Genomic DNA, 26,482 nt, shown 5'->3' on the forward strand with positions numbered 1-26,482 from the left:
TACTTGCCCCGAGCGGGATGCAGCCCTTTCGGGCTGACTGCGTAGCTGATCCTATCGATGCTTATGCTCCGACGAACCACCCGGGCTTCTCTTTCCCTGCACGCAAAAACAGCCTTCCCGAAGGAAGGCTGTTACTTGCCCCGAGCGGGATGCAGCCCTTTCGGGCTGACTGCGTAGCTGATCCTATCGATGCTTATGCTCCGACGAACCACCCGGGCTTCTCTTTCTCTGCACGCAAAACAGCCTTCCCGAAGGAAGGCTGTTACTTGTCCCGAACGGGATGCAGCCCTTTCGGGCTGACTGCGAAGCTGATCCTATCGATGCTTATGCTCCGACGAACCACCCGGGCTTCTCTTTCCCTGCACGCAAAAACAGCCCTCCCGAAGGAAGACTGTTACTTGACGTCCCGGAAGGGATTCGAACCCCTGACCGTGCGCTTAGAAGGCGCATGCTCTATCCAGCTGAGCTACCGGGACACATAAGAATTAATGATATGTATTGACGCAACGATATTTATTATACCTTATTCAGCAGAATTTTCAAGATCAAACATTTTGGAAAATAAGTAATCTTAATCCTAATTTGATAATAATGAGGGTATCCTAGCTATTTTCATAGCTTACGGATACCCTCATTTCTACTCATATTACTCCAGATTCCGAAAACGCTCCCCCAGCTGCTTTTTCAAATCACCATAAGTCATTAATTCCCGCTGAAACTTAGAACGCTCATCATCAGGTGTCATAATCATACTGCCTGTAAACGCGCTCGAAGTCACATCTTTAAAAGCATCATGCATATTGTTATCAAACCAATCGGTAGAAGTGTCTGCGTCGTTAGTGAGGATACGGACAATCTCATAGCCTTCTTCGCGCTGATCTTCTACGATATACACCAAAAGCGCAGGATCACTAACAGCACCTGGCAATACACCTACTTCTGCACAAGGCGCACCGTCATACTCCATCATTCTGCGAATTTTGGCATCTTTAATATAATACACCTGTCATCCTTCCCTCCTGGCAAATTCCTCTCTCCCCTAGTGTTCGGATAAGGACATACATTTTATGCCTTCCTTCGGCATATATCTGTATTACTTGGCAAAAAAGTAAGGACAACAATCGCACAAAAAGAGAGGATGAACCATCATGTGCGGAATAACCGGATTTATCCAGTGGCGCGGAGATCTCACGCAGCACTCGCAGTTGCTGGTCAAAATGACTGAAACTTTAGCAAACCGCGGACCCGATGCAGCTGGAACTTGGATTTCAGGTCCTTGCGCATTCGGTCACCGCAGACTTAGCGTTATCGATCCAGAAAACGGCGCGCAGCCTATGATCACCCGCCATGACGAACAGGTATACGCGATTGTGTACAACGGCGAATTATATAACGCACCCGAGCTCAAACAAGAACTTAAGCAGCGGGGTCATCAATTCCGTACCCAATGTGACACCGAGGTTCTGCTGCATGCCTATATCGAATGGGGACCGGATTGTGCAGAGAAGCTCAATGGGATCTTTGCCTTTGCAGTGTGGGACGGACTTCGGGATCAGGTCTTTTTTGCACGTGACCGCTTAGGTGTGAAGCCTCTGTTCTATAGTAAAGTGGATGACGTCTTAGTTTTCGGATCAGAGCCTAAGGCGCTGCTGCAGCACCCCAAGGTACAGCCAATAGTCGGGCCCGAAGGGTTAGCGGAAATTTTTATTATCGGTCCAGCCCGTACGCCGGGACACGGTGTTTATAAGGATATGCAGGAACTTCGTCCGGGGCATGCCATGATCTATAGTCGCGAAGGTCTGCGTAGTTACGCTTATTGGAAGCTGGAAAGCGCAAAACATACTGACAATGAAGCAGAGACAGCCGCTAAAGTACGTGAACTGCTGCAGGATACGCTCGAACGCCAACTGGTCTCAGATGTTCCTGTCTGCTCGCTCTTATCAGGAGGGCTGGACTCCAGTGCGCTGACAGCACTTGCAGTGGATTACTACAACCGAAACGGCCAGGGACGAGTGGATACGTATTCTGTCGATTATGTCGACAACGACAAGCACTTCAAGAGCCATACTTTTCAGCCCGGAGCAGATGGTCCATGGATTAAGCGAATGGTCGATGAATTAAATACGAACCATCACTATATCTCATTTGATACGCCAGAGCTTGTAGAAGCACTTGATAATGCGCTGTACACACGCGATTTACCTGGGATGACCGATGTGGACTCTTCTTTGTATTTATTTTGCCGTGAGATTAAAAAGAATGCTACTGTAGCCATTTCCGGCGAAGCTGCCGATGAGATTTTTGGCGGATATCCTTGGTTCCATCGGGAGGAGATGCTCTCCTCGGGCACTTTTCCTTGGTCAGTTGCTCCTAAAATGCGTGCAAGTCTATTATCCCCTGAAGTTAATGAATGGATTCGGCCGCTGGAATATTTGGGTGACAGATACAGTGATGCAGTAGCCGAAGTCCCAACATTGGATGGGGAGACAGGTAAACAAGCACAAATGCGTGTAATGTCCTATTTAAACATCACCCGCTTCATGCCTACTTTGCTCGACCGTAAGGACCGAATGAGTATGGGCGCCGGACTAGAGGTACGTGTTCCTTATTGTGATCATCGGCTCGTTCAATATGTCTTTAATATTCCTTGGGAAATCAAGAACCTGAACGGTCGTGAAAAGGGGATTTTGCGCAAATCGCTTGAGGGAATTCTTCCAGATGATGTGCTATATCGTAAAAAAAGTCCTTACCCGAAAACCCACAATCCAGCCTATTTAAACGCAGTACGAACACAAGTATTGAACATTCTAGATGACTCTACTTCGCCAATACTTCCTTTAATCGATGCCGCCAAAATCCGTGAGATCGCCGCTTCCCCAGAATCCTCTACCAATCTGCCTTGGTTCGGTCAGCTCATGTCCGGTCCTCAGCTGTTTGCTTACCTAGCTCAAGTAGATCTCTGGCTGCGTAAATATAACGTCTCCATCCAGTAAGCGACAAGCCAAACAGCAAGTCCCCGTATCGGTGGCTTGCTGTTTGGCTTGTATTCGTAATTTTTAGAAATTAAAATTGTCCGGATCCGGACCGAAACGATGGTCTCTGTTCAAATTTTCGATGGCTTTAACATCCTCATCACTAAGCGTGAAGTCAAAGAATCCCGCATTCTCCTTAATTCGATCCGCATGTACCGATTTTGGAATCGTAATTACGCCTTGTTGCAAATCCCAACGAAGTACAATTTGAGCAGGGGTCTTATCATACTTTCCAGCCAGCTCTTTAAGAAGGGGGAGATCTAGGTTTCCTTGCATAAGCGGACTCCACGCTTCAAGCTGGATCCCTTGCTCATTGGCATACTTCAGCAACTCGCGCTGAGTCAATAGCGGATGGAATTCCACCTGGTTTACCACTGGAACTACGCTAGTGTCCTCGATGATATCCTTCAGATGATGAATCTGAAAATTGCTCACACCGATAGATTTGATGAGACCCTCTTTTTGCAGATGAATCAGAGCTTTCCAAGTCTCCCGATACTTTCCTGCCACCGGCCAATGTATGAGATACAAATCTATATAGTCCAGCCCCAGCTTGCGCCGGCTAACTTCGAACGCTTTCAGCGTTGATTCATAGCCTTGATCAGGGTTGCGCACTTTCGTCGTAATAAACAGTTCATCACGGGCCACTCCACATTCACGAATAGCCTGACCTACACCTTCTTCGTTATTGTAACCAGCAGCCGTATCAATACTACGATATCCAAGCTCCACTGCGGTCTTGACCGCGTGAATAACCTCTTCCCCATCTTTAGTCTGATACACGCCAAGGCCTAGCCACGGCATGGTCACTCCATCATTTAAAGTCGGACCTCCCGAGAACGGTGCATTCAATTCACTCATCGCTTAACCCTCCAAGCTTATTGTTATTTCATTAATCTTACTTAACCTAAATTCACGCTTCAGAAGCAAGCGCTACCACAAAAGTATAGCAGACTGCTTCATCATTCCCAAAATCCTCATAAAAAAACGGAGGCATATATAAAGCCCCCGCTCTTCTTTATTTCTCAATCAGTTTGAAATCATCAAAATGGAATTCAGGAGAAACGATACAGGATACCAGTACTGGTTCTGATCCTAACGGACGAGCCGCCTGCCATACCCCTGCTGGAACTACGACCTGCGGCTGTTGACCTGCAGCAATATCGAGACCCAGAATAACTTCCTGCACATTCTCAGGCTTATCTCCATTACCTCCGAGACTAAGCACTATTGGACTACCGGAATGCCAGAACCAAACTTCATCGGACAAAACAGTATGCCAATCAGATTGTTCCCCCTCGTGTAGCAAAAAATAAATCGAAGATGCCGAATGGCGCGATCCGGAATAGTTATCCCCAAGCACTTCCTGCGGAATTTCAAATTCGGAGTTCCAAAGTCTTTTGTACCAACCGCCCTCAACATGGGGCTGTAATCCGAGCAGTTCAACTAACGGTGAGATTTCTTTTTGTGTCACGGTAGCTTCTCTCCTTCAAAGTTTGCATGAGCAACAATAGCTTCGTATGCATAGGGTTGTTTTTGCTTTTTACTTTAACGGAAGAAGCACGAATTGTAAAATCTATTTACTATCCTTGCTCGCTTTGAATACCTCAGCAATCGCCCCAAGACTTCCCAGCGTTTCAACAGCGCTTGTTGGCAAGAATACTTTATTTGCAGGACCTTTGGCGATTTCAGCCAGAGCCTCGAAGGAGCGATATGCGAGCACATGCTCATCCAGACCTGCTGAGCGAATCAGCTCAATGCGTGATTTTTCTGCTTCAGCCACTGCTTGAATTGCTTTCGCCTCACCATGAGCTTCCAGCTCCTGTGCTTGTCTTGAACCCTCTGCTTGGCGGATACGTGCTTCCTTGTCGCCTTCCGCTTTCAGAATCTTGCTCTGCTTATCCCCTTCAGCACGCAGGATCATATCTTGCTTGGCAGCTTCCGCTTCCAAAACAATCGCCCGTTTGCTCCGCTCCGCTTTCATCTGCTTATCCATTGCTTCTTGAATATCGAGCGGCGGCTTGATATCGATGACTTCCACACGCTCGATTCTTACGCCCCACTTCTCTGTAGCCTCATCAAGCGCCAGACGAATATCAGTTGAGATTTTTTCACGCCCAGACAGCGTTTCATCCAATTCCAGCTTACCAATAATTTGCCGCATAGTTGCCGTTGAAATGTTTCTTACCCCATATACATAATCGGAAATGCCATACGTAGCTTCCTCTGGTCCCACTACCTGATAGAAAATAATCGTGTCAATCTGCACCTGCACGTTATCCTTCGTGATCACCGTTTGCGGAGGCACATTCGCTTGTTGAATCCTTAGATCATGGTAAGTACGCACCTGATCAATCACAGGTATCAGAATGTTCAGACCCGGCGTCAGTAGACGATTGAATTTACCCAGACGTTCCACTACACCTACCCGTTGTTGCGGTACGATTTTGATCGTTAATGCCACAAAAACTACGACCACGACAAGAATAATTCCGATAATTGCCCATTCCATTAGTTCATGTCCCCCCATCGTTCTACTTCGATAATGGTCGTGCCTCTCTTCACTACTCTGACTACTTCGTCCTTGCCCAAAGACTGGTCAGAGCTCGCGCTCCACGTATCTCCGCCTACCTTCACTTGCCCATAGCGCCCTTGCTCAATCGGCTCAATGACGACTCCTTGCCTGCCTACGATTTCTGTGCCTGTATCCTTGAACCCACGTGAACTGCGAAATTTAGAAACCAGTGGTTTCGAGAATATAGTCAGACCAAGTGCGACCAGTGATCCGAGGATCACCTGAAACAAAATGGCTTCAGGAACAATCATCGACACCACACCTGCGGCCAACGCACCAATACTAAGCCATAGCAGATAAAAAGTAAGCGTCATCATCTCTACAACAAACAGGACACCGGCTGCGATCAACCAAAACACAACCATCGGTGAACCCACCACCTTCCTTATGATACTACTATAACGAAAAGAAACAGCGATGCGTTGCGTAATTCCGTAAAAATATTGCAGGCATGTATATAATTTATATTCATAACATCGGAGGTTATGTGTTCTGCATGAGTTTCCTTAAAAAGAGGACATACACCTTTTCTATCAAAGTTCACCTAAACAAGTATCCATGAATTAGAAAAATGTCCCCCTATATTACTGAATTTTATCCCTAGCATAATCGCTCTCTATGCTTGAAAATAAGAAATGCCTTCACCCATAAATAAGAAATTAATCCTAATTATTGAACTCCAAACCCACTCTTCTACTCACCCTACACCCCTTCAACAATGTTACATCTACAAGTTTATCAAAAAGGAATCCTTAAAACAGCAGTTTAGAAAGCGCTTACTTATTGTGTGAGCTTTATGTGGACCGCTATTTTTTTGCTGCTAAATCTATGAAATGGGTGTCAGTAGAATGAGAGATATGCAAGGGTGAAGGTACAGGTGAATTTCAAATTATGGGAGGTGAAGGTAGGGTTTCTTGCCGAAAAGAATTTCGAACTACACATTGAACCTTGGAGGTATAAAATCAATGATATTCACGAAAAAAAGTTCACGTAAGACCTTTGCGATCGCGATGATCGCCGCGCTTGTTCTTACACTTTTTTCAGCCCTGGGTAGTAGTGCCAAAACGGCCAACGCCGCACAGGATTATAAACTGGTTGGTTATTACGCTTCTTGGGCCGCTTACGGGCGGGCTTACAATGTATCAGATATCGATCCTACCAAAATGAATGTCATTAACTACGCCTTCGCAGATATTTGTTGGAATGGCATTCACGGCAACCCTGACCCTACCGGCCCTAATCCGGTAACATGGAGCTGTCAAAATGAGCAAGCACAGACCATTAACGTTCCGAACGGCACGATTGTTCTGGGTGACCCGTGGATTGACACCGGAAAGAGCTTCGGAGATGACAAATGGGATGACCCCATCAAAGGTAATCTGAAGCAGCTATGGAAGCTGAAAGAAAAGAACCCGAACCTGAAAACGTTGATCTCCGTTGGGGGCTGGACCTGGTCGAACCGTTTCTCGGATGTGGCGGCTACAGCCGTAACCCGTGAGGTTTTTGCCAACTCAGCGGTAGACTTTATTCGTAAATATAAAATGGACGGGGTCGATCTCGACTGGGAGTACCCAGTCAGCGGTGGGCTCGCAGGTAACAGTTATCGTCCCGAAGATAAGGAAAACTATGTACTTCTATTGCAAAAAATCCGTGAGAAGCTAAATGCTGCCGGTCAGACCGACGGCAAAACCTACCTGCTGACCATTGCTTCCGGTGCAGGACCGACGTACGTCAATAACAATAATCTTGCAGGTATTGCTTCCATTGTTGACTGGATCAATATTATGACCTATGACTTCAACGGGAGCTGGAATAAGACCACCGGTCACAATGCTCCTTTGTACTATGATCCAGCCGCTTCTGCATCAGGCCTGACCGAACCGCAAAATTTCAACGTCGATAAAGCGGTAACCAGCTATTTAGCCAATGGCGTACCGGCAAACAAGTTAGTGCTTGGTATGGGATTCTATGGCCGTGGTTGGGGGGGTGCTCCTGCCGCAGGAAATGGCCAATATCAATTGTCCGCTGGCATTTCGTCCACGGGTACATGGGAAAAGGGGAGTTATGACTTCTATGACCTCGAAGCTAATTACATTAACAAAAACGGCTATACCCGTTATTGGAATGACATTTCTAAAGTGCCTTATCTCTATAATCCAACGAACCAAACTTATATCAGCTATGACGACGTAGAATCTTTTGGCCATAAGATCAGTTATCTCAAATCAAAAGGCCTAGCGGGTGCCATGTTCTGGGAGACAAGTGGTGACCGGAACAAAACTCTGACCAACAAGCTGAACGCCGACCTTGGCGGAGGAGTGGTACAGCCGACACCGACACCAACCGCAACAGCAACTCCCACACCATCGCCTACGGCAACCGCAACTCCAACCGCAACTCCGACTCCTACGGTAACTCCAACACCAACGGCTACTCCAGGACAATGCGCAGCGGCGTGGAACCAGACTGCCGTATATACTGGCGGCCAGCAAGTTTCTTACAACGGTTCAGTCTATGAAGCTAAGTGGTGGACTCAAGGCGATCGTCCCGACCTTAGCGGTGCTGCTGGAGTCTGGAAATTCATCAACGTATGCGGGACAGCAACTCCGACTCCGACGGCAACAGTGGCACCAACCGCAACTCCCACACCAACGGCCACTGTAACACCGACAGCAACAGTAGCACCAACCGCAACAGTAGCACCGACAGCAACTCCGGCTCCAACCGCAACTGTAGCACCGACCCCTGGGAGTTCTAGCTGGATTGCAGGAACCGCTTACAAAACGGGTGATATCGTTATCTACAACGCCAAAACGTATACTTGCCTCCAGCCCCATACTTCACTTCAAGGCTGGGAACCAGCGACCACACCCGCACTTTGGAAGCTGAATTAAGACTCATTATTAACGCGAAAGGATCACCGTTCCTAATCTACTCCCGCAGTTATATTATCCCTTTTGGAGGAATGTTAAATGAACATAAGTACACGTAATAGGCGAAGTAAATCCGCACGCTACATTGCGGCCTTAATGAGCGCCATCATTCTGCTTCCGCTATACACAAGTGCAGGTGGATCGTCGCAAGTAGTCTTAGCAGCAGGGACGACGCCTACTGCTCCAGCTCCGGCTGCAGATCATCCGCGTAAAATTGTAGCTTACTTCCCGGAGTGGGGAGATCAGGAGAACAAAGGATTTTATACTGTCGATAAAATACCGTGGGGCAAAATCACTCACATTAACTATGCGTTCGCCAAGGTAAACCCTCAAACGAACAAGATTGATCTGATGGACCGTACAGCAGCTATCGAAAAAGACTACCCTGACCAATTAACTAATTTGCCGTATAAAGGACATTTTAATCAACTCGTAAAGTATAAGCAGTTATACCCCGATGTCCGCACCCTGATTTCGGTTGGTGGTTGGTCGGGTTCTGGTGGTTTTTATAACATGGCCAATTCGGAAGCTGGCCGCGAGACCTTTGCCAACAGTGTTGTGGATTTTCTACGTACCTACCAATTCAACGGTGTGGACATTGATTGGGAGTACCCATCCGGTACTGGTCAATCAGGTAACCCGAATGACTTCGGTGTGGCTGAGCCGCTGCGCACAGTGAATTACAACAACTATGTTCTCCTCATGAAAAAGCTTCGTGAAAAGCTGGATCAGGCAGGCGCACAGGACAATCAGAAATATGACCTAACCATCGCCGCAACCGCCTCCTCTTGGATTCTGGGCGGAATGAAGCTAGGGGAAGCTAACCAGTATTTGGACTGGGCGAACCTTATGACCTATGATTTCCACGGCGCTTGGAATGGATATGTTGGGCCGCATTCCGCCCTGTACCCGGATTCTCGTGATACTGAAACAGCTGCGCTGGGCACTCCGGTTCTGAATACCGACTGGGCCGTTCGATACTATTTGGGTACGCTTCCTCCAGAAAAAATCGTCATCGGAGTTCCTTATTACTCACGTGGCTGGAAGAATGTAAATGGAGGCATCAACAACACCGGTCTTTATGGTACAGCTCCTACAACCGGAGGTGGAGCCGACGGCGTATACGGAATCTGGAATGATCCTGCACCAGAGCAGCCGGCTGGCGCAAATCCAATCTGGCATGTGCTGAATCTGCTCAAAGATCCAGCGAACAAACGTTATTTCGATCCCGTTACCAAAACTCCATACTTATTTAACGCAGACAAGAAGGTCTTTCTTACGTATGAAGATAAGGAGTCACTGGGCTACAAACTGGATTATATCAAGCAAAAAGGCTTGGGAGGGATGATGTTCTGGGAACTGACCGGCGACTACTCTGAAAAGAGTGATGGCACCTTTACGTACGGCAACTCGTTGACCGATTTTGCCTATGACCAGCTTAAGACAGCCTCTCTGCCAGGTGGAACTCCGAAGCCACAACTACCTGCACCTACGAACTTCAGTCTTAGCTTCAGTGGCGCTTACGATCATCCGAATTATACCTACTCCCTGAAAATAACGAATAACACAGGCGCGGATATCTCCGGTGGCTGGAAGCTGGAATTCGATCTACCGACAACAACAACCTTGACCTCTGCATGGGGAGCCGGTACTGTAGAGCAAATCTCTACGGATTGGGACTTTAATCGCTATCGTATTACCGGGACTGCATCTCAAACGATTGCAAACGGAGCCACACTGGAAGTTCCAGGCATGATGAAGCTGAATTTCTCGGGTGGTCCGCAGCGAATTACGCTGAACGGAAGCTCGTCCCAGCAGGAATACGACAAACTGTATGGAGGCATCACTCCAACGCCTACACCTACACCTACGACAACACCGACACCGACAGCAACACCAACGGCGACGCCAACCGCAACGCCAACACCGAAGCCCACCGTAACACCGACGCCGACTGCAACCATAGCACCTACTCCAACACCAACCGTTGTACCAACACCGACACCAACTATAGCACCTACTCCAACGCCAACCGTTGCACCAACGCCGACACCAACTACAGTACCTACTTCAACACCAACCGTAACACCAACGCCAACTGCAACACCGAGTCCGGGAATATCTGCCTGGGCAGCAGGAGTAGCATACAAAGCGGGTGATAAGGTTAGCTACAACGGGTTAACGTATACATGTCTGCAGCCCCACACTTCACTTCTGGGCTGGGAACCGACAGCAACACCTGCACTCTGGAAGCTGAACTAATCCATTAATATGATAAGTTTCACCTAATAAACCAAAAGAAGCTTGCAAACCAAGATATGTATCTTGGATTTGCAAGCTTCTTTATTTTATCTCTCATGCGACCGCATGGAGCGCTTAGATTAGGAATTCAAGTCGTTAGCAGCAGCTAGCTTCTCAGTCAGCGACCTTAGCGCAGTTCCTCGGTGGCTAATCCGCTGCTTCTCTTCGAGCGTTAGCTCGGCCATTGTCTTTTCATATTCCGCCAAGTAAAACAACGGATCGTAGCCGAAGCCTCCACCACCAGCAGGTTCGGATGTGATCCATCCCTCCACTGCACCTTCAGCGGTTAACTCCCGTCCTGAGCTTGGATCGTATAAGGACAATGTACAGACAAACCGAGCTGTACTTAGCAAAGGCTGTCCGGTATCCTCGCCCTGTTTTAGCTTCTCAAGTTCGCTAAGCAGCTTCAGATTGTTCTCTTCATCTCCTGCATTTTCCCCTGCGTAACGTGCAGAGTACACACCCGGTTGGCCATCCAAAGCGTCTACGCAAAGACCCGAATCATCAGCGAGTACCGGGATTCCAAGGGCGTCACCTACGGCTTTGGATTTTTTAAAGGCGTTCTCGGCAAAAGTGGCTCCGTCTTCCACCACATCGGGCAGATCCGGATAGTCGTACATACTTTTCACTGTCAGCCCTAACGGGGCAAAAGCATGCTCGAATTCGCGTACTTTCCCCTTATTCTTCGTCGCAACAATAAGAATACCGCCGTCAGACTTCATGCTACACCTCTTGGCCCGGCTGGCCGGAAGGGATTTTGAGAGCAATCGCTCCAAGCGCTTCTTTCTGCGCAGCAATCAATTCATAGATTCCCTTCTCACCTAGACCCAGCAAAAGATCCAGCTCTTGACGAGTGAACGGTCTTTCTTCGCCAGTCCCTTGAAGTTCAACAAAGGCACCGCCGCCAGTCATAACTACATTCATATCTACTTTTGCTTTGGAATCTTCTTCATAATTCAAATCGAGCAGCGTTTTATCCCCTACAACACCGACACTGATTGCCCCCAAGAAATCTGTTATAGGAAACACAGGCAACTTGTGCTGAAGTGCAATTTTGTTAATAGCAAATGCCATAGCAACAAAAGCACCTGTAATCGAAGCGGTCCGCGTACCACCATCCGCCTGAATCACATCACAGTCCAGCGTAATACTACGCTCGCCTAACGCATGTAAATTCACTACGGAACGAAGCGCTCGTCCGATCAGCCGTTGGATCTCCATAGTCCGTCCGGTAAGCTTACCACGTGCAGCTTCACGCTGATTACGGGATTGAGTTGCCCGAGGAAGCATCGAATATTCAGCGGTTACCCAGCCTTTTCCTTGTCCTTTAAGAAACGGAGGCACTTTTTCCTCCACAGTAGCCGTACAAATGACTTTGGTATCTCCCATTTCAATGATCACGGAGCCCTCAGCATATTTATTCGTTTGGGTTGTTATTGTCAGCGGCCGTAATTGGTCGTCGTTTCGCCCGTTTGATCTCATCTTTTCTGCCTCCTACATCGTATAGCTAAAAGTTTAGCGTGAGTCCCATTTTCCCGTCATAAATACCGAGTAGCACAATGCTTGGGACGTAACGTCTTTTTGAGCAACTTTTATTCTACCAAAGAGGAGGCACAAAAGCATCTTTTAAACCTTACAGGGTCATTCTATAACGGGATCTCATTCAAATATTCAGGTGCGGAAACAGGTTTGCTGTAGTCCACATTATCTGTATCCGTAATCGATTCCTTGCCGTTCAAGCGAATTTGTACCAGAGAATCATCCGAATTTTGCGCAACCGTCAGTACGACCGATTCCAGCATTTCAGCGGGTACACCTTTACCATCTGTGAACATATCATCCGTCAAGGACACGGTAACTACACCGTTCTGCCCAGCATCAACGGAATCAAGTATCGTCCCCTGTGTCATGACCATTTCCAGACCATTTCCGGATTCAGGACCTGCAATCAATTCGTTCAAAGCAGCAGTCAGCTGTTCTTGTCCGGCGGGTACAAAGCGGGTTACAGGTACATAATATTGAATACCGTCAGGAGATGTTGTGGAAAAATAAACAGTAACCGCACTGGAGTTCATCAGAAGTGGACCTTGCTTCGGCAAGTTTATGCCCATTGTGCGGGTTAATGGACGATCCAGCGGAGTTCCTTGAAGCGGCATCTCTGTGAGCTTTTTACCATCTACCCAGAGCTGTACACTTTTAATGTCATCTTGACCGGTCAGCGTCCAAGTGATAGCTTCGAGGATTTTACGTTCCTCTAAAGGATCATAGTTATTGAATTCTTTATTAAATTCCACGACAGCTAAATTCGACTTCTTATCTACCGTAATATTTTGAACTTCCGTTCCAGCTGGAAGAACGCCTAGGAAGCCTTCAGGCACTGATGAGGCATATTCTCCCTTGCTCACTAATGCCATTAACGAGTTTTTGAGTGCGCTGGAATCTTTGCTCTTTGGCAAGCTTAGGGATACAGGAGCGAGTAATCCATTACCATCTTCCAAAAATACAGTTGTGCGATCTCCGGAAGCATTGCCCTGTGAAGTTTTGGTGCTGCCTTTAACCGCTGTCTGTGTATCATCCTGTGTCACAGGACCGAATACACCTGAATCCAACGTAGTATTTCCACTAGTCTGTAACATTTGTGCTTCAACCTCTGGTGGCGGAGCATCAATCGATGCCGATTCTGAACCAAACAGCCCACAGCCGGACAGTGCCAGTGGAACTGCGAGTAAGCATACTGCGGAGATTCCGCGGATTTGTTGCATAGGCTTCATCATTTATTACCCCTTTCAAGGTTAGATATCATTTGTACTGCTATGTATACGAGACCTTTGTCCAAAAAATAACAACAGCTTATCCTAAATTGTTGGAAAAGCCTGTGAACTACTTCTTCATCTCAAGTAGGGCCTGGATTTCAGTTCGCTGAAACTTCCCTCGCTGGACAAATACTTCCAGTAAACGTACAATCTGAGGTAACAACAGTCCTTAACATCATACTAACGTTTGCTGTAATGAAATGACTTACTAAACAACGAGGTGACTGAACATGGCTGATGACAAAATCGAAAAAATTCCGTACAGTCTGAACAGCAAGGCCGTCGCAGATGCGACCAAATTCTGGCTGAACAAGCGTGGAGTAACCCTGGAAGAAATCGCGGAACTCGTTATGTTCCTGCAACAGAAATACTATCCGAATTTAACGATGGATGAATGTATCCATAATGTAGAGATGGTGCTTAGCAAGCGAGAAGTACAAAATGCTGTACTAACAGGCATTCAATTAGATGTACTGGCAGAAGAGGGCAAGCTGTTCTCCCCACTTCAAGATATGATCGAAAATGATGAGGGATTGTACGGCGTAGATGAGATTCTTGCCTTCTCTATCGTGAACGTATACGGCAGTATCGGATTTACCAACTATGGCTATGTGGACAAGCTGAAGCCAGGCGTTCTTCAAAGGCTAAATGACAAAAGTACCGGACAAATCCACACCTATCTCGACGACATCGTTGGAGCCGTGGCGGCGGCAGCCAGTAGCCGAATCGCACACCGCAAGCAAGCGGAGCGCGAAATTGAGCTGGATCTGCCTCACACACCAGAGGATCGCGAAGAGGCCGCTAGGAAACTTGCGGAATATGATGAAACTCCGGAGTGAGGAGTTTTAGGTACACTAGAATGATGAGTTTCAGATCGACTATATGAAACTCTGAGGAAAAAGCGATTGTTTCACAGCCCTGCGGGCTGCTGAGACAATCGCTTTTTTGTGGGTAGTTGGAGGGGGGCTATGGAGGGTTCTGCTGTGGGAATTCTACGGTGGGGTTCTACGGTGGCTCGTTGGCTACAGGGAAATCCTCCCTATAAAATAACGATTTTGGCTCAAATATAGAGATTATACGGAATTCTTCCCTATAATCTCTATGAAAATCTCAATTTATAGCCAAATCAGTAGAATTATAAGGAGAAATTCCCTAAAAACAGCTCTAGAATCATTAAACCCAAAATTACAGGGTGAAATTCCCTTTAATAACTACCAACAGTTAGTTACTCTACATAAGAAGCGTTTCGCACACGTTGTCGGACTCAGCAGACGCTATACTCACTAATCACCCTTAATTTGAACACTTTCAGACTCCAGAGACGCTATTCGCTCAAAAATGACCAAAACCACTACTCTGCACTAGTAATAACGCCTTTCCGGTCCGATACTAACCTCAAAAGCCCCAAAATCGACGAATAGCGTCATCTGAGTCCGAATACATACGCTAACGCATGAATATGGAAGCGATCGAAGGATGGAAAGAGGGAAGGAGGAGCAAGGTTACTCAAATACAAAAAGAGCAGTCCCCACAATCAGGACTGCTCTTAAACTTTATACTCATCTACTTCACTTCGATCTTGCAAGATACGCTAGCTAATATGTTCTCCAACACTTTCAGCTGCGGCGAATAAATAACCGCCGTCTGCCTCCAGCATGACTGCCCGTCCCCGGCGCACTAATTCCGCCAAATGCGCCAGGGTCTCACTCATCGCAAAGCGCATCTGATGAACAGTCGTTACTCGGCTGCGAAACAGAAATTCGCACACCGCGAATCCGCTAAGAGGGCCGCTGGTGAGCAGCGCCGCCGCTGTATCCAGCCGCTCCTCATGATGAGCGAGCAGGCTGTTTACCCGGTGCGCGAAGCCAGCGAAGGGCTCGCGATGACCCGGGAACGCCATGCTGACCGGGTAGCTGCCCAGTTCCCGCAGCCCCTGAAGGAACGTCTGCAGCGGCTGTGGATCGCTGCCTGGCAGCAGGCTGACATTGGGCGAGATCTGCGGGAGCACAGCATCCCCACAGATCATAAGCCCGCTGTCAGCATGATACAGGCTCACATGCCCCGGTGCATGTCCGCCGGTAATAATGAGCTGCCATTCACGGCCGCCCATCTTGAAGGGCTCCGCTACATTGAAATAAGAAACGGCAGGCTGCGGCTCCACTTGGGAATTAAAGCTTTCCAAGTGGGCTTTAATCCCGTTCGACCACTGCTCCGTCATCCCATGCCGGATGAAATAATCCGGTAAGATCTCATTTATGCCTACATCATTGTCTACGCCATTTCCCGTATCTTCACCCGTATCTTCACCTGGATCTTCATCCACGTCATTCCCCAGATCTTCAACAGTGCCCAAGCCCCACATCAACCTTGCCTCCGCATGGGCGCGCTCCGTCATCCACACCTTACAACCACTCTGCGACTGCAGCCAGCCGGCTAATCCGTAATGATCGGGATGGTGATGCGTAACGACGATATCCCGTATATCCATCCACGACAAGTCCAGCTCCTGCAAAATCCCGAGCCAGCAATTCTCTGTATCCGGGCTGCGCGGGCCCGGATCGATAATAGTTACTCTACCATCTTCATCCGAGAGGATATAGCTGTTCACTTGACGAAGAGGCGAGTCCATGGGTACCGAGACTTGGAGAATGTTCTTGTCCCATGAAGTAAGCTCTGCCTTAGACATGGAGCGTACACCACCTTTAAATCTTTTTCCGGAAACCATTTAGGGACGTGTTCCACCAAAGATCATCCGCGTGGACCTTTCTGCATCATAAACCTCATCTTCATAGCTGCCATGTACAGCTTCGAGCTGCAAGCCCGCTTTCTCAATCATTTCCTTGAACTCCTCCAGTGAATAAAGCTTCACACGCTCATGATATTGACGAGGCGTAGGGTCATTCTTAGTGGTTAGAATGATGTCTTTCTTCACATAACCATCCTCAATCCGGCGTGACTCATCTATCAAATTCTCTCCGTCCTCACGCGTAGAATGCGGCACCAGATGACGAATCACATGCGCAGGATTCAAAAAATCAATAACGAACTTGCCACCTGGCTTCAGCAGACGATAGATTTCACGCAGAACCTTTACTTGCTCCTCATCTTTTTCAAAATAACCAAAAGAAGTGAACAGATTAACTACGGCATCGAATCCTCCATCTAGTGGTAAATCGCGCATGTCGGAACGGATCCAGGTTACCTTCTCCGCCCCGACTTGAGACCGAGCTTCACGCAGCAAGACCTCCGACAAATCCACTCCGGTAACCTCGTACCCTTCCTTCGCAAGTGCCAGAGAATGACGTCCCATCCCACAACATAAATCCAGCACTTTCGAACCTGGGGGCAGTCTCAGCCAGGCGATCATCTGATCTACTTCTTTACGTGCTCCACCGAAATCCCGGTGCTTATACACGATCAGGTAATCCTCTCCGAAGCTCTTTTCATACCATTCAGTCATGTTGTCTCTCCTCCTACAGGCGTCATCCCGCAACTCCACTTCATGTATGCTAATGTATCGCCATTGTACAGTCTTTTGCTGACAAACTCAAAGAAGAGTCATCATCTTGACCTCTTGGGCTTTAATGACAACTCTTATTGAAACTTCCTTTACACACGCTGCTGCAAATATACCCTTGCTTCATAAGGACGAAGCTTGAAAGAACGAATATCCTGATCTTTTGACTCCGGGTAATTACTGATTAATAACTCCAGCTGATCGGGATCGAACCCCGCTGGCCATTCGAATTCAGGCTCTCTATCAAAAAAATTCAAAATAACCAACAATCGTTGATCCTCTAAAGTTCGGGAATACGCATAAATCTCAGTATGCTCTGCAAGCAGTAGCTCATATGATCCGTACACGATCACCTTGTATTTTTTTCTTAACGCTATCAGCTGTTTATAGTAGTTGTAGATAGAATCCGGATCTTTAACCGCATTGCCAGCGTTAATCTCCATATGGTTGGAATTCACTTCAATCCAGGGTGTTCCTGTTGTAAAGCCACCTGCATGTCCATCGTCCCATTGCATAGGGGTACGGGCATTGTCCCGGCTTTTATGATGAATCGCAGACATAATCTGCTCTTCTGGAACACCGTTTTTTCGCTTTTCTTCATAATAATTAAGTGTCTCCACATCCCGGTATTCATCAATGGAATCGAAACAGACATTCGTCATGCCGATTTCTTCTCCTTGATAAATATAAGGTGTGCCTTCCAGCATATGAATAAAGGTCGCAAGCATTTTTGCAGAAGGAATCCGGTAAAAGAGATCGTTCCCGAACCGAGACACCGAACGCGGCTGATCATGGTTACATAAATAGTTCGCATTCCATCCTCTCTCATGTAAAACTGTCTGCCAGCTACTCATGATCTTTTTCAGTTCAAGTAGACTCCAGGGAACCACATCCCATTTCCCACTACCCGGCGAAGCGGCATCCAGAAACATATGCTCAAACTGAAAAGTCATATTCAGCTCCCGGCGTCCGTCACCTACATAATCCAGCGCCTGCTCTGGTCCGAGTCCCGAAGTCTCTCCTACCGTCATAATATCGTAGAAATATAACACCTTATCGTATAGATTCTGTAGCAAGGTATGCACATCCTCCAGATTGGAGAACATACCGTAGGCCCTTACCGTAGGTGTTCCGTTCGGGTTGTCTGCATCTGGATACCCTTTCGTCTTCACGATATGTGCAATCGCATCAAAACGAAATCCATCCACACCCTTCTTCAGCCACCACTCCACCATTTCATGCAGCTTATCAATGACCACAGGATTCTCCCAGTTCAGATCGGGCTGGTATTTGGAGTAGAGATGTAGATAATATTCATCCGTCCGCGGATCAAGCTCCCATACAGAGCCACTGAAATAAGACTCCCAGTTGTTCGGGGGGCCGCCATTTTTACCTTTTCGCCAAATATAATAGTCCCGTTTAGGATTGTCCTTCGACGACCTGGATTCTACAAACCAAGGATGCTCATGTGACGTGTGGTTCAGAACCAAATCCATCATCAGCTTCATTCCACGTGCGTGCAACTCCCTGAGCAACCGGTCAAAATCATCCATCGTACCGAATTCCTTCATAATGTCACAGTAATCACTGATATCATACCCGTTATCATGGTTAGGTGATTTATAAATAGGACAGACCCAGATCACATCTACACCTAGATCCTGTAAATAATCCAGTCTGGATATAATACCTTGCAAATCTCCGATTCCATCTCCGTTACTGTCCATGAAGCTGATCGGATAAATCTGATACACGACGCTTTCTTTCCACCATTTGGGGTTCATAACTCGGTTACCTCCTATTTAGCTATATGTAGAGTTTAACCACACAGAGCCTAGTAGATAACAAATCCCCCCTACTTCCCTAATCCCTTTTGATATTGTGAAGGTGTAAGTCCAGTCCATTTTTTAAAAGTAGCACTGAAGTGACGCTCTTCACCGTACCCTACCAATTTTGCAACGGCGTACATCTTTAGATTTTGGCGGAGCAGCTTTTTCGCTTCTTCTACCCGGTATTGGTGCAAGTAATCGAGAAAATTCACACCAAGCTCCTGACGGAAAAGTGAGCTTAAATAAGTATTAGAAACATAGGCTTCTTTCGCGACATACTCTAGTGTCAGATTGGTATTGTATTTATTGCGGATGATCTCCATAGCAGTGACTACTGTACGATGGAGTGGACGATGTTTAGAAAAAGCCTCCACCACATTCTGCATGACCTTATTCAAAATCGTAGACAATTCTTCCAACGTCTCTATCTGTGGAGCCTGCTCCATCCAATTGACCAAATGCTGCTTCCATTCGAAGCCAGCGACTTGTTTTTCCTGCGCGAGTCTCTTTAATCGAACTACAAAAGCAGTTGCCCGAATATTCACTTCTTGCTTAAGACATCCAGGATTGCTACGAAAACGATCCAGCCATTTCTCCAGCAGATCGAGCGCGAGCTCATTACTCCCAGCCCCCACCGCCACAAGCATTTCATCCTCCAGCACATTTAATTCAGAATCATCTAAAATCCCGATTTCCTGTGGAGCGCCACCTATTACTCCTGTTCCTTCTGTATAGTAATAGACACCGCCTTTTCCGTTCAAAAATCGCGATTCCATCGCCTGAAGGGCTTCTTTATACGACAGATGCGCTTCAGAAATATCCGAACGACAGGAGCCAACGGCAATACTGATCGACAGTTTGAGATATTTCTCCAAATTACTCTGCAGCTTCTCAATCTGCTCTTTCAATTGGAGGGGCGCTCGGTAAGGCTTGCGAGAATCGGTTCCGGCTAATCCGCTGCCAATCCATAGCAAGTTATTGCCATCATGAAAAGTCTCTATTTTTCCTCTATAGATAGGAGACAAGGTCTCACTGATAATATTTAACGCTGCGTAACGTAGAAGTACAAAATCCTGTCCTGTTCCTGTAGCAGAGGGTGGGTCAAAATCAAAACTGACCAGACCAATTTGTGGTCCTTCAAAGCCAATCGCCATAGATAACTCGCCGATCAGCTCCTGTCGCCGTTCTAGCGGAACCGGGGGATGATAAATCCATTGAGACAGAACCTGGCTTTTGACAAGCGGTGCATTTTTATGCCAAGAACGATCTCTTTTAAGCTGTTCATCCTCCTGATATCGTTGTCTTTCAATAAGTTCCTTGGCCTTCAGTACCGTCTTCAGAATTTCCTCAGGTCGGCATGGCTTCAGCACATAATCAACAACACCCAGGGAGATCGCTTGCTTCGCATAAGAGAACTCGTTATACCCGGATAAAATAATCGACCGGAAGCCGTAACCTCTACGCCGTGCGACTTCAATCAGCTCGAGACCACCCATTTGTGGCATACGAATATCCGTTAACAAAAGATCGGGCTGTTCATTCTCCATCAAAGCCAGCGCTTCACTTCCGTTCCCCGCCTCACCCATGACCTCAATCTGATGTGACTTCCAATCAATCATATTCACAATGCCCTCACGGATCGTATCTTCGTCTTCAGCAATCAGCAGCTTCATCATTTATGGCCCCTCCACAGAGATATGAATAATAATACGTGTGCCTGCCCCTTCCACACTCTCTAGTTGTAAAGAGGCTCCTGTAAAAAATAAGGCCAGTCGTTCCTGCACATTCATGAGCGCAAATCCTGTGCGTCCAACATTGTCTTCCTCAGGTAAAGAATTTCCCCTCGCTAAACGTTGATGTAGCTCTAGAAGCCTATCTGCCGTGATCCCTGCACCATTATCCTGTACCTCAAGCACAATAGTCTTCTCTATACGGTAAGCTCGAACGGATATCAGCCCACTTCCAGACAGCGGCTCAATCCCGTGAATCACTGCGTTCTCGGCTAGTGGCTGCAGCAGCAGCTTTGGTACTGTGAAATCCTTGATACTCTCATCCAGAGAAATTTCGAATTCAAAACGCTCCTTAAAGCGATTTTTCTGCAGGAACAAGTAATTGGTCACCAGCTCTACTTCCTGCTCCAAAGTAAACGTATCCCGTCCATCATTTAAGCTCAGTCGGAACACTTGAGAGAGAGAATACACCATATCGGCAATTTCTTTATCTCCCTTCTTCTCAGCTTCCCAACAGATTGTATTTAACGTGTTATATAAAAAGTGAGGCCTGATTTGGGCTTGAAGCGTTTTCAACTCTGCTTCCTGTTGCTTCATTCTTGAGGCGTATACATCATTGATGAGCGATTTAATCCGCTGCACCATTAGATTATAACCATGCCCGAGTAAGCCGATCTCGTCATTTCCTTCAAAAAATACCCGCTGCGTGAAATCACCTGTTTGTAGTCTGCGCATCGAACGGGAAAGCTTCTTCAGTGGTTTCGTGATAGCGGCAGCTGCCAGCCAGGTAACCATTAGGCTAACTACTAAACACAGAACAGCAATCGTCATCGTGACCTGTAAAATCTGACCGAGCTCTTTAACAAGCTGCCGCTTGGAATGAGCCACCACCACATACCAGCCTGTCGTCTCCGACTGCAGATGTGACACAATCCACTGTTTATGATCCGCTGTAGATTCCAGCCTTTTTTTCACAGTCAGCTTAGGGTCGCTGTCCGCAAAATACGGAAGTTCCAGATCTCTTTTGCCAATCCAGCTCGGATTCGAAGCCGTAATAATCAGCCCATCCCGATCAATTACGAACATATCTACATCATCTTCAGCATTGTCCAGATATTGGCTCCCAATCTTCCCTGCATCCACACCGATCACAGCGAGTCCTGCCGGCTTTAAGGTGTAAATATTCATGATGATTCTGGAAAGCACAATCTTATGATAATGATCGCCTACAAAAATGCCGTCAGTCGGCCTGGAGAGTCCAAAGGTTGGGCTACCTGCTGCTTTAATAGCTTCTTTATAATACGAGGTTTTGATAAAATCTGAGTACTTCATACCTGTCGTCAATCCTGCCTGATTCGCAGCAAAAGGCTCTGCTCCATTGTTATCGTCTAAAGAATACAGAATCAGCGATTGAATTGAATTGCCTGCAACCATAAGATTGGTAACGGTCTTAAATACAGAATTACGTTCCTTTTGTGCTTCAGACGATGCTAAGAGCCGCTGCACACTTTCATCCAGAAAGAGTGTATTCGAAAAAGATATCATGCCTCGCACCATCTCATCGATCTGCTCTGCTGTTTTTTTGGTAAGATGATCCTGCGACTGTTTCATTTTCTCCACCACCTGCTGTGAAGAGATCTGATACGAGTTCCAGCCCATAGCGAATATGGTCACCAGAAGCAGGGGGACGAACCATAACAACAGCTTAAATTGGAGCGGAAGATGGCGATAACGGCTGACTAAGCGAAAGTTTCGATTCATGTGAACCACCTTCTTATATACTAGAAAGATGTGTAAACCAAGTATAACTGAAATCATTACACCCTGAACCGGCTTTTTACATTCGCTAAAAAATGCCTACATCATTCTTAAATATGAACCATGTTTCTATTAGCCAGAAACTCTTAAGATGAGGATGCAAGCAAAAACGCCTTCGACGTCTCTTATAGACGGTCAGCGTTTATGCGAGAAATATAAGGATAATGTATAGCGTGAAACTTATACATTCTTATATTTCAAGAAGAAACGAGGTTGTCGTCTTCCTTGATGGATAACAATCGTTTCTTCAAAATACATCATTCTAAAAAGGTGGGTTTTTGATGAAAAGTAAAGGAATCAAGCTAATGCTTATGAGTCTAATGCTTCCAGCTCTGCTTGCAGGCTGTGGTGGCGGAAATAACAATGCGAAAGCTACAAACGCTCCTGCAAATGACAAAGCCGAAGCTACTGCCGAGGCCACAGCGAACGCACCAGCCGAAAAAATTACACTGAAGTTCTTCACCGCACTTGCGGATCGGGCAAACGGTTCAGGCAAGGTGGAGCAAGACATTATCGATGCTTATATGAAAGAGCACCCTAACGTCAAGATAGAAGTGGAAGCGCTTCAAGATGAACCTTATAAATCAAAAATCAAAGTATATGCTTCCAGCAATCAGATGCCTGATATCATTCAAGCTTGGGGTCAGCCTTCTTTCTTGAGTCCTCTGCTCGATAATGACTTACTGCTTGAGCTGAACAGCGCTGACTTCGAAGGTGATCAGTTTGTTTCTGGTTCCATGGACGGCTTCAGCAAAGATGGCAAACTGTATGGATTGCCACGTAGTGCCGACTATATGGTTATGTTTTATAACAAAAAAATCTTTGCTGACAACGGCATCGAGGTTCCAAAGACTACGGCTGACCTGCTCGCAGCTGTCAAAACATTGCGTGCCAACAAGATTAACCCTATCGCTATGAATGGTATGGATGCATGGACGCTGCCAATCTGGTATGAGTTTGTGGCTCAACGTCAAAATGGTGATTTTAATAAGATGGATGAAGCTGTTGCTCGTAAAATATCCTTTAATGATCCTAGTCTTGTTGCAGCTGCAACTGAAATGCAAGATTTCGCAAATGCTAAAGGTTTTGCCGACGGCTGGCTGACCGCCGATTACGGCGCAGCGCGTAACTTGTTCGGACAAGGACAAGCCGCTATGTTCTTTATGGGCGCTTGGGAGTCTGGCCTAGCTACAGATGTGAACTTCTCTGAAGAATTCCGCAATAATGTAGGCGCATTCGCTTTCCCTGGTTCAGATAAAGGTAAATCAACGGATGATGCTGCTTGGTACGGTGGTGGATATGCCGTAAGTAAAAACTCCAAGCATCCTGAAGCTGCTGTTGATTTCTTGAAATATTTCTTCGCTCCTGAGAACTGGTCCAAGATGTTATGGCAAGCAGGCGCGGGTACACCTGCGCAAAAATTCGATGAATTCTTGACTGGTAATGAAACTCAACTCCAAAAAGAACTAGTCGATGTCTTCAGCTCGATGACCTCTTCTAGCGGAACTCCGCTACAGGATATTGGTAACGACGAGTTCAAGCAAAAGGTAATGGAGGCTCACCAAAGCCTGCTCTCCGGCGCTATGAATACAGCGGAATTCGCCAAAGCGCTTGACGCTGCGTCCGATAAATTGGCTGGTAAATAAGCTCTAACACTACTAAGAACATGAATCTTGACGCTTCTGAATTAGCATCATAAATAGTAGCGTACAAACCCCCGACTCCCCCCAGAGGCCGGGGGTTTGTTGTTCGAGTATAAACGCCTTCGCCGTCAACGAATTTATCATTTCATAATTTAAAAAATGTGTACAATCATCTGAAATATACGGCATGTTCCAGGGTCTGGCTTCCCGTTACGATGGTAGTAGATAGATTACTCTTTCAAAGGACGGAGATTTCCATGCACAGAGTGTTAAGCGACAAAAAAGCGATATTTCTACTCATCGCACCCGGGTTATTCCTGTTTGCTTTTATGATTTGCATCCCTATCTTCATGAGCGCTTATTACGGCTCTACGGACTGGGGCGGGATCGGCAAGTACAATTTTATCGGCTTTGATAACTATCGCGAAATCCTATTTCATGACAAAGTATTCTGGACTTCACTGGGCAATGCCCTGTTACTAACCGCCGCTACTGTATTTTTACAGCATCCCTTTGCAATTCTCATAGGGATATTCCTGACCAATTCCGGTAAATACGAAAAAATATTCCGGACGATCTTTTTCATCCCCGCAGTAATTTCTGTTGTAGTTACAGCCAAGCTGTGGAGCGGGATTTTTCATCCCAATTACGGATTGCTTAACAAGTTGCTTAGCGGCGTTGGGCTGGATTCACTCACACATGATTGGCTTGGAGATCCGAAGACTGCGATCTGGTGCATCATCATTGTTGTAATGTGGCAAGGTTTTGGATACGCACTGCTGCTATATTATTCAGGTCTGCAAGGCATTCCAAGTGATCTAAGCGAAGCCGCAAAGATCGATGGCGCGAACAATTATACCCTCTACACGCGCATCATCATACCGCTTCTTTCGCCTATGATGCGAGTTGCCATTATCATCGCGGTTACAACCTGTCTTAAGCAAATGGAAACCGTGTTCTTAATGACCAACGGTGGTCCGGCGAACAGCACGCAATTCTTAGGGAACTACCTTTATAAAACAGCCTTCTCATCGTCGCTTTACGGCTACGGTAATGCCATATCCATCCTATTTATTGTGTTCTGCCTTGTACTGACCGTAATACTCAACAAGGTTCTGAAGAAAGATATCGGAGAGTTTTAGAATCCCTGTAACCGGAGGAAATCATATGAATAATTCATTAGCACCTGCCGCTTCGCCCCTCAATCTGAAGCTTCATAAACAGAAGCGCAGTAAACCTACAACTGGCAAAATCCTAATGATGGTGTTTCTTTGTCTCATTGCTTTGATTCAGTTATTTCCGCTCATCTGGCTGATCGATTACTCCCTGCTAAAGAGTGGTGATTTTTTCGGAAGCTCTTTTCTGAAATGGCCATCCCCCCCGCAATGGGAGAATTATAGAAACGCTTTTACCTATGGGCGTGTACCACGCTATTTTGCCAACAGTCTTATCATTACAGTAATTACCGTTGCGCTGTCCGCACTAGTGTCACTGATGATGGGGTATGCGTTCACCCGTATGAAATGGAAGCTTAGTGGTATCGTGTTGTCACTTATCATGATGGGCATGATTATTCCCATTCACGCGACACTGCTGCCGAACTTTATCCTGTTTAACAAGCTCGGAATGCTGAACAATATGTACACGCTGATTCTGCCTTATTCGGCTATTGTCATCCCAATGAGTGTGCTCATCATGACTGGATTTCTAGAGACTATCCCTCGTGCGATTGAAGAGTCAGCGGTTATCGATGGCTGCGGCATTTACGGTGTGATCTTCCGCATCATCTTCCCTATTACGAAACCCGCATTAGCTACCATCTGTGTACTCAATTTCATCAGCACATGGAATGAATTTATTATGGCGAACACCTTCCTCACCTCGGAGGATCTCAAAACCATTCCGTTCTCCATTATGAAATTCGCCGGAGAATACTCGTCCAACTACGGTGCTCAGTTTGCTGTTATGACGATCATTGCGATCCCAACCATCCTGATCTATCTGCTCTTCACAGAACAGATGACAAAAGGAATTACCGCTGGAGCGGTTAAGGGCTAACATAAAAAGCGTGGAGAACTCTAGCTTTATTCCTCCAACATTTTATTGACATTAACTTTCAACTCGTATATGATCTCCTTAGGCAAAATCACAACGAATTAAATCAAAAATTTAATATATCCCGTAAAGGGGAGTAGCTGTTAAATAAAGTCGTCAATACGAGAATATGAGGATATTCTCCGGCTTTATTGGCAATTCAACATTGTTAGCGAGACCTTTACCAATCAGGTTAG

At 46.6% G+C, this 26,482-nt stretch carries 20 protein-coding genes and 1 tRNA gene; 7 read left to right on the forward strand and 14 right to left on the reverse strand.

Annotated features, from left to right (window positions below):
• Nucleotides 1-402: 402 nt before the first annotated feature.
• Both ACQKMP_RS20895 and ACQKMP_RS20900 read right to left on the reverse strand, forming a co-directional pair.
• A tRNA-Arg gene (locus ACQKMP_RS20895) sits at nucleotides 403-476 on the reverse strand.
• 170 nt (nucleotides 477-646) lie between these two features.
• Nucleotides 647-1,003, reverse strand: a complete 357-nt coding sequence (locus tag ACQKMP_RS20900; RefSeq protein ID WP_042191315.1) for a hypothetical protein — start codon at nucleotides 1,001-1,003, stop codon at nucleotides 647-649.
• 145 nt (nucleotides 1,004-1,148) lie between these two features.
• Here ACQKMP_RS20900 and asnB point away from each other — a divergent pair, with 145 nt between their 5' ends.
• Entirely contained in the window at nucleotides 1,149-2,993 is a 1,845-nt protein-coding gene (gene asnB, locus ACQKMP_RS20905) for an asparagine synthase (glutamine-hydrolyzing) (RefSeq protein ID WP_339266835.1), read from the forward strand.
• Between the two features lie 63 nt (nucleotides 2,994-3,056).
• Here asnB and ACQKMP_RS20910 read toward each other — a convergent pair whose 3' ends face one another.
• The 4 genes from ACQKMP_RS20910 to ACQKMP_RS20925 all read right to left on the reverse strand — a co-directional run bounded on the left by ACQKMP_RS20910 (nucleotide 3,057) and on the right by ACQKMP_RS20925 (nucleotide 5,972).
• Nucleotides 3,057-3,893, reverse strand: coding sequence for an aldo/keto reductase (locus ACQKMP_RS20910; protein WP_339266836.1), 837 nt, complete (start codon nucleotides 3,891-3,893; stop codon nucleotides 3,057-3,059).
• A 157-nt stretch (nucleotides 3,894-4,050) separates the two neighbouring features.
• Nucleotides 4,051-4,506 (reverse strand): cupin domain-containing protein, encoded by a 456-nt coding sequence (locus ACQKMP_RS20915; protein WP_427470808.1) that lies wholly within the window; start codon nucleotides 4,504-4,506, stop codon nucleotides 4,051-4,053.
• Between the two features lie 102 nt (nucleotides 4,507-4,608).
• A complete protein-coding gene (locus tag ACQKMP_RS20920; RefSeq protein ID WP_283908822.1) occupies nucleotides 4,609-5,544 on the reverse strand; it encodes an SPFH domain-containing protein in 936 nt (311 codons plus the stop codon).
• Nucleotides 5,544-5,972: an NfeD family protein gene (locus ACQKMP_RS20925; RefSeq protein ID WP_149644740.1), complete on the reverse strand. Its 429-nt coding sequence runs from the start codon at nucleotides 5,970-5,972 to the stop codon at nucleotides 5,544-5,546. Before ACQKMP_RS20925 ends, ACQKMP_RS20920 begins: the two co-directional genes overlap by 1 nt.
• 600 nt (nucleotides 5,973-6,572) lie before the next feature.
• Between ACQKMP_RS20925 and ACQKMP_RS20930 the strand changes: the two genes are divergently transcribed.
• Both ACQKMP_RS20930 and ACQKMP_RS20935 read left to right on the forward strand, forming a co-directional pair.
• Nucleotides 6,573-8,501 (forward strand): glycosyl hydrolase family 18 protein, encoded by a 1,929-nt coding sequence (locus tag ACQKMP_RS20930; RefSeq protein ID WP_427470811.1) that lies wholly within the window; start codon nucleotides 6,573-6,575, stop codon nucleotides 8,499-8,501.
• A gap of 78 nt (nucleotides 8,502-8,579) precedes the next feature.
• The gene (locus ACQKMP_RS20935; RefSeq protein WP_427470813.1) at nucleotides 8,580-10,802 is read left to right on the forward strand and encodes a glycosyl hydrolase family 18 protein; all 2,223 of its coding nucleotides are present in this window, start codon (nucleotides 8,580-8,582) and stop codon (nucleotides 10,800-10,802) included.
• A gap of 119 nt (nucleotides 10,803-10,921) precedes the next feature.
• On the opposite strand, the gene ACQKMP_RS20940 is transcribed toward ACQKMP_RS20935, so the two are convergent.
• From ACQKMP_RS20940 to ACQKMP_RS20950, 3 genes are all read right to left on the reverse strand, one after another.
• Complete coding sequence (locus ACQKMP_RS20940) at nucleotides 10,922-11,563, reverse strand: XTP/dITP diphosphatase (protein ID WP_339243345.1); 642 nt, start codon at nucleotides 11,561-11,563, stop codon at nucleotides 10,922-10,924.
• 1 nt (nucleotide 11,564) lies between these two features.
• Nucleotides 11,565-12,323, reverse strand: a complete 759-nt coding sequence (gene rph, locus ACQKMP_RS20945) for a ribonuclease PH (protein WP_076286052.1) — start codon at nucleotides 12,321-12,323, stop codon at nucleotides 11,565-11,567.
• 164 nt (nucleotides 12,324-12,487) lie between these two features.
• The gene (locus tag ACQKMP_RS20950; RefSeq protein ID WP_339248666.1) at nucleotides 12,488-13,612 is read right to left on the reverse strand and encodes a GerMN domain-containing protein; all 1,125 of its coding nucleotides are present in this window, start codon (nucleotides 13,610-13,612) and stop codon (nucleotides 12,488-12,490) included.
• Between the two features lie 272 nt (nucleotides 13,613-13,884).
• Here ACQKMP_RS20950 and ACQKMP_RS20955 point away from each other — a divergent pair, with 272 nt between their 5' ends.
• Nucleotides 13,885-14,493 (forward strand): phosphatidylglycerophosphatase A, encoded by a 609-nt coding sequence (locus tag ACQKMP_RS20955; protein WP_339798329.1) that lies wholly within the window; start codon nucleotides 13,885-13,887, stop codon nucleotides 14,491-14,493.
• 752 nt (nucleotides 14,494-15,245) lie between these two features.
• Here the strand turns inward: ACQKMP_RS20955 and ACQKMP_RS20960 are convergent.
• The 5 genes from ACQKMP_RS20960 to ACQKMP_RS20980 all read right to left on the reverse strand — a co-directional run bounded on the left by ACQKMP_RS20960 (nucleotide 15,246) and on the right by ACQKMP_RS20980 (nucleotide 22,491).
• Nucleotides 15,246-16,379, reverse strand: a complete 1,134-nt coding sequence (locus tag ACQKMP_RS20960) for an MBL fold metallo-hydrolase (RefSeq protein ID WP_427470816.1) — start codon at nucleotides 16,377-16,379, stop codon at nucleotides 15,246-15,248.
• Nucleotides 16,380-17,114, reverse strand: a complete 735-nt coding sequence (locus ACQKMP_RS20965) for a class I SAM-dependent methyltransferase (RefSeq protein WP_076286049.1) — start codon at nucleotides 17,112-17,114, stop codon at nucleotides 16,380-16,382. It lies immediately after the preceding gene.
• A 149-nt stretch (nucleotides 17,115-17,263) separates the two neighbouring features.
• Nucleotides 17,264-18,955, reverse strand: coding sequence for a glycoside hydrolase family 13 protein (locus ACQKMP_RS20970; protein WP_042191334.1), 1,692 nt, complete (start codon nucleotides 18,953-18,955; stop codon nucleotides 17,264-17,266).
• Nucleotides 18,956-19,026: 71 nt separating this feature from the next.
• Entirely contained in the window at nucleotides 19,027-20,676 is a 1,650-nt protein-coding gene (locus ACQKMP_RS20975) for a response regulator (protein ID WP_076300464.1), read from the reverse strand.
• Complete coding sequence (locus ACQKMP_RS20980; RefSeq protein WP_427470819.1) at nucleotides 20,677-22,491, reverse strand: sensor histidine kinase; 1,815 nt, start codon at nucleotides 22,489-22,491, stop codon at nucleotides 20,677-20,679.
• Between the two features lie 338 nt (nucleotides 22,492-22,829).
• Here ACQKMP_RS20980 and ACQKMP_RS20985 point away from each other — a divergent pair, with 338 nt between their 5' ends.
• From ACQKMP_RS20985 to ACQKMP_RS20995, 3 genes are all read left to right on the forward strand, one after another.
• Nucleotides 22,830-24,194, forward strand: a complete 1,365-nt coding sequence (locus ACQKMP_RS20985; RefSeq protein ID WP_042191338.1) for an ABC transporter substrate-binding protein — start codon at nucleotides 22,830-22,832, stop codon at nucleotides 24,192-24,194.
• 254 nt (nucleotides 24,195-24,448) lie between these two features.
• Nucleotides 24,449-25,333, forward strand: coding sequence for a carbohydrate ABC transporter permease (locus tag ACQKMP_RS20990; protein ID WP_042130723.1), 885 nt, complete (start codon nucleotides 24,449-24,451; stop codon nucleotides 25,331-25,333).
• A gap of 25 nt (nucleotides 25,334-25,358) precedes the next feature.
• Nucleotides 25,359-26,249 (forward strand): carbohydrate ABC transporter permease, encoded by an 891-nt coding sequence (locus ACQKMP_RS20995; RefSeq protein ID WP_081393202.1) that lies wholly within the window; start codon nucleotides 25,359-25,361, stop codon nucleotides 26,247-26,249.
• The last annotated feature ends 233 nt before the right edge of the window (nucleotides 26,250-26,482 follow it).

Source organism: Paenibacillus sp. NPDC101420 (assembly GCF_050277435.1).
Classification (GTDB): Bacteria; Bacillota; Bacilli; order Paenibacillales; family Paenibacillaceae; genus Paenibacillus_AQ.